The following is a 6510-nucleotide window of genomic DNA, read 5'->3' as shown; positions in this document are numbered from 1 at the left end:
CACCACCAGCGCCTGGCGATAATCGACAACGAGGAAGGACACAACAGCCATGACAGCGAACCGCAGGTATGACAGCACTGCGGCTTGCTCCTCTCGACGGTGTTCCTCTCCTTGTAGAGGTCGGCGTCGTGACTTACGGGCCCTTCTTCTTCCGGTTGGCGGCCTGGTCCTTCTTCTCCGGGATGACCGCCTTGATACGGCGTTTGCGCAGGTGGGAACGGTTGCCGCGAGACGAGTAAGCCTTGTCTCCGGCGACTGCGTCCGGCCGGGTGCGGGGGCGGCCGACGGGCCCGCGCACCCGCACCTTCTTCAGGACGGGGATGAACTGTGGGCTGTCCGCTGCCTGTCCCGCGGTCAGGATGAACGCCAGCGGGCGGCACTTGCGGTCGGCGGCGAGGTGGACCTTGCTGGTCTGCCCGCCCCTGGAGCGTCCGAGGAGAGCAGCCTTCAGCCGGAGATTCCGCCGACGCCGGACGCGTCGTCGTTCTTCCCGCGCGGGATCGCTTTCGGTCTCCTGCCCTCTTTGTTCTCCGAGGCCGCCCCCTTTGACCTGGCCTTCTCCTCCTCGGCGGCGGCTTTCTCCAGGGCGGTGACGACGTCCTCGTCGAGGTGCATCCCGGCCGCGTCGTGGTGGGCACGGGCGGTGGTGGAGTCGATGCTGACCAGGGACAGGTCCACCTCACCGCGCTTCGCAGCTTCCGCGATCAGGCCCTCCAGCAGGGCCTCGAAGACCCCGGCATCACGCCACTGCCGGAAGCGGTTGTGGACGGTCGACCATGCACCGAACTCTGTCGGCATCTCCCGCCACTGGCCGCCCGTCTTGAACCGCCAGATCACGCCCTCGAACTGCTGCCGCAGCCGCTCGGGGTACGGGCCGTACTCGCCGATCGGCAGGTACGGCTCGATGAACTCCCACTCCGCGTCGGTCAGTTGCACTCGCGTCACGTACGACGGTCTACCGGACCAGACCGTGCCACGAAGGCACATCCCACAGATTGATCACGACTCAATACGCGCCCTAGCGCCGACGAGGCGTTCTTGTGGGCTTCTTGCCAGGAATACAACTCTCGGGCTCTGGTAGGCAACGCGGGAAGACCGACTTCCTCCGCGTAGCGCCTGCAGGCTCGGACGAACGCGATCACCACCGGTAGTGGCGGAAGCCGCCGACCTCGTACAGCATCCGAGGCGGTGGTGCGCGGCAAATGTAGCTGGAGCTTCTTTGCTTGGCTCGCCAGCTCGCCGAAAGAAGGCTGGCCGACGTCATGGCGCAGTTGACGGAGGTCGGCCGCTAAGACCTCGATCGGATTCTCGGCCACCACTGAACTGCTCCCCTCAACGTGATTCTCAAGATCGACTGATGTCCGAGATCAGCCGAGCACGGCCGACGGCAGCCGTGGGCCGCCGGGCCTGTCCGAGCCTACAGACGCGCTGACCTGGGCTGTTGTCGAATCGCTGTATCGCAATCTTCGACGACGGGAGAAGGCCAATGTGGCGGGAGATCGGTAAGACGGTCCGGATGGCGATGCAGAGCTGGGAGTACACCGGGCGAATGTGCATCTGCGTGGTTGCCCTCGGGTTTGTGGCGGTTGGAGTGCGTCTGTTTTGGTAGGCGCCAGCCAGCGATCCACCGGCGTATGAGAAGGGGTGTCCGGAGCCATGAGAGGTGGCTCCGGACACCCCTTCCAACTGTGCCAGGGGCTCGTAGAGCGACATCCTCTAGCGCCACGGCGGCCTGGCCGAGTACAGCCAGGTTCAGTCGGCCTGGAAGTCGAAGGTGTCAATCCCCTCGCAGCGTGGAGACGATCTATGCAGCCAGCCCCTCGGCGAGGGTGGCTCGGTAGTCACGTTCGTAGTCAATCGGGCTCTTGAACCCGCACACGCTGTGTAGCCGCCTGGCGTTGTAGAAGTCGGTGATCCAGGTGGCGATCCTGATGCGGGCCTCGGTGCGGGTGCGGAAGGTGTGCCGGTGGACGTACTCGACCTTCAGCACGCTGTTGAACGCCTCGCTCACGGCGTCGAAACATGACCCGACCCGGCCCATGGACTGGGTCACGCCGAGTGTGCGGCACGCCCGCCGAAAGCGCCGAGACGTGTACTCGGCGAGTGGAAGATCACGCCCCTGACGTCGCCGCCGCGGGTGGCCGCGGCCATATGCAGGGAGGCGATGACCAGCTCCGCGTCGTGGCGCTCGCCCATCGCGTAGCCGAGCAGGCGGCGCGAGAGCAGATCGATCACGGTGGCCAGGTACAGCTTGCCCTCGCTGGTGACGATCTCCGTCATATCCCCGGCCCACACCTGGTCGGGAGCGGTGGCGCTGAAGTCGCGGCGCACGAAGTCCGCAAACGCGGGCCGTTTGCCCGGCCTGGTCAGCCCCCGGCGCCTTCGGATCTTGCGTCCGGCCAAGCCGAGTTCGGCCATGAGCTTGGCGACGGTGTTCACCGACACCCTCCAGCCCTGGCGCACCAGCGTGATCCAGACCTTCGGGGAACCATACGTGCCGCCCGACTCATCGAAGATCTGCCGGATCGCGTCGGCCAGCTTCCCGCGCCGCACCTCGCGAGCGGTGACGGGCTGGTTGCGCCACTTGTAGAACCAGGACTCGCTCACACCCAGCGCACGGCACGTCAGGGTGTGCGGAATCTCCTGCTCGCCTTGCAGTCGCTGATCACCCCGGCCACCTGGGCCGGGTCCGCCGCAGCTACTTCACCCACAAGGCCATGCAGCGTTTGAAGACATCACGTTCCATCTCCAGCTCGCGTATCCGCTTGTTCTTCTCGCTCATCTCCCGCCGCAGCCGCTCCAACTCGGCGCGCTCGGTGTCCCGCAGCCGGCCGCCCGAGGCAGCGGGCGCGGGCCGGTCGGAGGAGGCCGAGCCGTTGCGCCGCCACCGCGACACCCAGCTGTGCAGCGTCCCGGAGTGGACACCGAGCTCCTCGGCGACCTCCGGGATCGGCCTGCCCGTCTCGATCACAATGCGTACAGCACCCTCACGGAACTCAGGTGTGTACGTCCGTTGCTTGGACCCCATGAACCTCAACTTCCCCTGCATTCACGGACTCCACGCTACGAGGGGAGGGACAGTCTTGACCGCAGGGCCGCCGGCGACGACCGGATTCTCGTGAGACCGGGCATACAGAAAGGCAGACAGGCGGACAGCCGTACGGGCTGCACGCCACCATCAGGCGCGTGCCGGCCCAACCCGCGGAGAACGCCTGGCAGCCGACAGGCGGGCACCTCAGGCGAGTGAGGTCCACACACTCTTGACCTCCGTGTACGCGTCGATGGCTCCCGTTCCCATCTCCCGGCCCCAGCCACTGGCCTTGAACCCGCCCCAGGGGGCGGAGGCGTCCACAGGGTTGGGCATGTTGATGAACACCGTGCCCGCCCGGACGGCACCCGCCACGCGGTGCGCCGCGCCCACGTCACGGGTCCACACGGCCGCCGCCAGGCCGTACTCAGTGTCGTTGGCGCGGGCGATCGCCTCGTCCTCGTCGTCGTACGGCAGGATGGACAGCACCGGGCCGAAGATCTCCTCGCGGGCGATGCGCATCTCGTCCCGTACGCCCGTGAACACGGTCGGCTGGTAGAAGAAGCCCGGCAGGTCGTCGACGGGCGCCCCGCCGGCGAGCAGTTGGGCGCCTTCCTCGACCCCGCTGCGTACCAGTGCGTGGACGTGGTCACGGTGTTCGCCGGTCACCAGGGGGCCGAGCTCGGTGTCGGGCGCGCTGCCCGCGCCGAGCCGCATCGCGGTGACCGCCTTGGCGCAGCGCTCGGCGAACTCGTCGGCGAGGGAGCGGTGGACGAGGAACCGGGTGTAGGCGGCGCACACCTGACCGCTGTTGAGGAGCGCGCCCTGAAGGCAGCCCGTCACGGCCGCCTCCAGGTCGGCACCGGGCAGCACAAGGCTCGGTGCTTTGCCGCCGAGTTCGAGCGAGACCCGCTTGAGGTTGCCCGCGGAAGCACGGACGATCTCCCTGCCCGTGTCGGTCGAACCCGTGAAGGAGACCTTGTCCACGCCTGGGTGTTCGACGAGAGCCCGGCCGGCCTCTGGACCACCGGTCAGCAGATTGACGACGCCCGACGGCACACCGGCCGCCCGGCACAGCTCGACGAGCCGCACCGTGGTCACCGGGGTCTGCTCCGCGGGTTTGACGATCACGGTGTTCCCGCAGGCGAGGGCGGGTGCGATCTTCCAGCTCGCGATCATGAGCGGGAAGTTCCACGGGGTGATCAGCGCGCACACTCCCACCGGCTCCCGCTTGGTGTACTGCAGCACGCCGGGGATGGACAGTGGCGCCGTCTCGCCGTAGATCTTGGTGACCCAGCCGGCGTAGTGGCGGAAGTGTTCGGCTGCCGCGGCGACGCTGACCGCCGTGGAGATGCCGAGCGGCTGGCCCTGGTCGCGTGTCTCCAACTCGGCCAGTTCCTCGCCGTGTTCTTCGATGAGATCACCGATGCGCCACAGGATCCGGGCGCGGGCGGCCGGGGTGAGTCCCGCCCACTCCGGGCTCTCGAAGGCCGCGCGGGCGGCCTGTACGGCCGCGTCGGCGTCCACGGCCCCCGCCAGGGACACTCGGGCGTGAGGCTGTCCCGTCGCCGGGTCCAGGGTCTCGAACTCCGCTCCGGAGGCCGCGGCCTGCCACTCGCCACCGATGAAAAGGGTATTGGTCACAGCTGTGCTCCCAGGATGAGGTCGGCGCAGCGCTCGCCGATCATGACGGCAGGTGCGTGGGTGTTACCGGAGGTGACGGAGGGCATGACGGAGGCGTCCGCGACGCGCAGCCCGGCCACGCCGTGTACGCGCAGGTGGGGGTCCACGACCGCCATCCGGTCGATGCCCATACGGCAGGTGCCCACCTGGTGGTGATAGCTGAGGAGGGTCCGCTTGATGTACGCGGCGACCTCCGCGTCCGTGCGCACGTACGGTCCGGGTGCGACCTCGCGCGCCCGCCAGTCGCCCAGCGACTTCTCCTCGCCGATCTCCCGCACCTGCTGCACGGCCCGCACCATGGCCGTGAGGTCCGACGGCTCGGAGAAGTAGGCCGGGTCCAGCGCAGGAGCCTGGGTGGGGTCGGCCGAGCGCAGCCACAAGCGGCCACGGCTGAGCGGACGGATCGTCCCGGCGAGCACCGAGAAGCCGTGCCCCTCTTCCGGGACGTGCATGTCGGGCACCGGCAGTGGCACGTGAGACATCAGAGGCTGCAGGTCCGGCACGGCCAGCGCCGGGTCGGACTTGGCGAAGTAGTGGGCCTCCAGTTTGTTGGCCGTGCCCTGCGGCACCGGTCGCGCCGATTCCCACACGACCGGGGCGAGGGTGTGGTCGTGCAGGTTCGCGCCCACGCCCGCCAGATCCGCGGTCACCTCGATGCCGAGTGTCCGCAGCTCGTCCGCCGGCCCGAGGCCGCTGAGCAGGAGTAGCTGGGCCGAACCGATGGTGCCGCCGGAAAGGATCACGTCACCTTCGCAGCGGACCTGCGTCGTGCGGCCGTCGCGGAGCAACTCGACTCCCCGAGCCAGGCCGCCGTCCACCAGGACCCGTGTGACGGCCGCGCCGGTCATCACGGTCAGCAGCGCACTGTCGAGCACCGGCTGCAGGAAGGCGGTCCACGCGCTGACCCGCTTGCCGTCGCGGATGGTGCGGTGCAGCACGTTCACGCCGAGCTGGTCCTGGCCGTTGCAGTCGTCGTTGTACGGGATCCCGTAGTCCTGGCAGGCCTCGACGAAGGCGGCGGTGACCGGGTTGGGAGAGTGGTTCCGGCTGACGGGCATCGGGCCGCCGGCCCCGTGGTAGTAGGACGCGCCGTCTTCAAAGTCCTCCGAGCGCTTGAAGTACGGCAGCACCTCGTCGTACGACCAGCCGGCCGCTCCCTGGTAGGCCCAGTTGTCGTAGTCGGCCCAGTGGCCGCGGACGTAGATCATGCCGTTGAGGGCGCTGGATCCGCCGAGGACCTTGCCGCGCGGCCAGAAGACCTTGGTTCCGGAGGCGTGCCGTTGGGACTCGGTGGTGTAGGCGTGGTCCTGCGGGGAGTTCCACAGCTCCCACAGGCGCCCGGGGTCGTGGATGGCCGGGTTGTCGTCCCGGTCGCCCACCTCGATCAGCAGGACGGTCCGGCCGGCGTCCACGAGTCTGCGTGTGAGGGCACAGCCGGCGGAGCCGGCGCCCACCACGATGTGGTCGTAAACGGTGTGTTTTGCTCGCATGACGGGAGGGTCACAGGCGGACGGGCTCCCTGCTTGTGTCGCGGTGCACGGGGTATTGCGGAGGCGGGCACGAACGGCTGCGTACGGCTGGACGGACCGGCCTTCTGGCCGCTCGCGCGTCGCCCTCACGGGACTACGGGCGAGCGGACAGCTGCGGCGGGTGACCGGCCTGACCGCGCGGACGCGCAACTCTTCCCAGGCAGCGCGGGGGGGGGGGGGGGCCCGCCGGGGGGGGGGGGGGGGGGGGGGGGGCAGGCCGGTGAACTCATTTAAACAGATGAAATCACAGCACAACCACACTTATATAGT

5 protein-coding genes and 1 pseudogene are annotated in these 6510 nt (G+C 68.5%); all 6 read right to left on the bottom strand.

The features are described from left to right. Positions 1 to 89 precede the first annotated feature (89 nt). Positions 90 to 945, bottom strand: a pseudogene (locus ABZZ74_RS51955) (transposase); the annotation flags it as partial. Between the two features lie 859 nt (positions 946 to 1804). Further along, entirely contained in the window at positions 1805 to 2053 is a 249-nt protein-coding gene (locus tag ABZZ74_RS51950) for an integrase core domain-containing protein (RefSeq protein ID WP_356951121.1), read from the bottom strand. Then, entirely contained in the window at positions 2050 to 2607 is a 558-nt protein-coding gene (locus ABZZ74_RS51945; RefSeq protein ID WP_356951120.1) for an IS3 family transposase, read from the bottom strand. Before ABZZ74_RS51945 ends, ABZZ74_RS51950 begins: the two co-directional genes overlap by 4 nt. 91 nt (positions 2608 to 2698) lie before the next feature. Next, entirely contained in the window at positions 2699 to 3028 is a 330-nt protein-coding gene (locus tag ABZZ74_RS51940; protein WP_326600990.1) for a transposase, read from the bottom strand. Between the two features lie 207 nt (positions 3029 to 3235). Next, a complete protein-coding gene (locus ABZZ74_RS51935) occupies positions 3236 to 4672 on the bottom strand; it encodes an aldehyde dehydrogenase family protein (protein ID WP_356951119.1) in 1437 nt (478 codons plus the stop codon). Beyond that, positions 4669 to 6201: a GMC family oxidoreductase N-terminal domain-containing protein gene (locus ABZZ74_RS51930; RefSeq protein ID WP_356951118.1), complete on the bottom strand. Its 1533-nt coding sequence runs from the start codon at positions 6199 to 6201 to the stop codon at positions 4669 to 4671. Before ABZZ74_RS51930 ends, ABZZ74_RS51935 begins: the two co-directional genes overlap by 4 nt. Between the last annotated feature and the right edge of the window lie 309 nt (positions 6202 to 6510).

This window comes from Streptomyces sp. NPDC006476 (assembly GCF_040612015.1).
Classification (GTDB): domain Bacteria; phylum Actinomycetota; class Actinomycetes; order Streptomycetales; family Streptomycetaceae; genus Streptomyces; species Streptomyces griseorubiginosus_B.
Note: the sequence above shows the minus strand (reverse complement) of the source record. Positions and strands in the feature narration are given on the sequence as shown.

Bases quoted from the DNA above. Each gene is read 5' to 3' on its own strand.
- ABZZ74_RS51940 (WP_326600990.1), bottom strand. From the start codon at position 3,028: ATGGGGTCCAAGCAACGGACGTACACACCTGAGTTCCGTGAGGGTGCT.
- ABZZ74_RS51930 (WP_356951118.1), bottom strand. From the start codon at position 6,201: ATGCGAGCAAAACACACCGTTTACGACCACATCGTGGTGGGCGCCGGC.